Below are 833 nucleotides of genomic sequence, written 5' to 3' on the forward strand. Positions count from 1 at the left end.
TCGACTTCGCCCAACTCGACACGGAAGCCACGCACCTTCACCTGGAAGTCGAGGCGGCCGAGGAACTCGAGGGTGCCGTCGGCCTTCCAGCGAGCGGAGTCACCGGTGCGGTAGAGACGAGAGCCGGGAATGCTGCTGAACGGATTCGGCACGAAGGCCGCGGCGGTGGTGTCCGGACGAGCCAGGTAGCCGTGAGCGAGGTGGGTGCCGCCGACGAAGACTTCACCGGCGACGCCGATGGGGACGGGCTGACCGAGGGAGTCGAGGACGTAGAGCTGCGTGTGGCCAACGGGGCTGCCGATGGAAGGCAGGCGAGGCCAAGCGGAGGGCGCACCGTCGAGACGGAAGGCGGAGACGACGTGGGCCTCGGAGGGGCCGTACTGGTTCTCGAGGACGCTGCCGGGGAGCTTCTCGAAGAAGGCGGTGAGGGTGGAGTTGACCTGAAGCTGCTCACCGGCTGTGACGACTTCCCTCAACGCACTGGGCAACGTGGCGCCATGGGAGACGGAGTCGGCCATGGCTTGGAGTGCGACGAAGGGGAGGAAGAGCCGCTCGACCTTCTGCGCGTGCATGAAGTCGAGGAGGGCTGGGATGTCCTGGCGAAGGCCCCCGAGAGGGAGGACGACGTGGGCGCCCACCCACCAGGAGGCGAAGAACTCCTGGATGGAGACGTCGAAGTTGAGGGAGGCGAACTGGAGCGTCACCGCGAGGGGGTTGGGTGACTGCCGGATTTGCCAGGCGAGCAGGAAGCTGAGGGCCCTGTGGGGCATGACGATGCCCTTGGGGATGCCGGTGCTGCCGGAGGTGTAGATGACGTAGGCGATGTCCTCGGG

The 833-nt window shown here is 67.0% G+C and carries 1 protein-coding gene; it reads right to left on the reverse strand.

Annotated elements, in window-relative coordinates:
* On the reverse strand, positions 1 to 833 hold an 833-nt coding region (locus K8625_RS43590), incomplete at both ends, for an AMP-binding protein (protein ID WP_223786118.1).

It is taken from the genome of Myxococcus sp. AS-1-15 (genome assembly GCF_020037055.1).
Lineage (GTDB): Bacteria > Myxococcota > Myxococcia > Myxococcales > Myxococcaceae > Myxococcus > Myxococcus fulvus.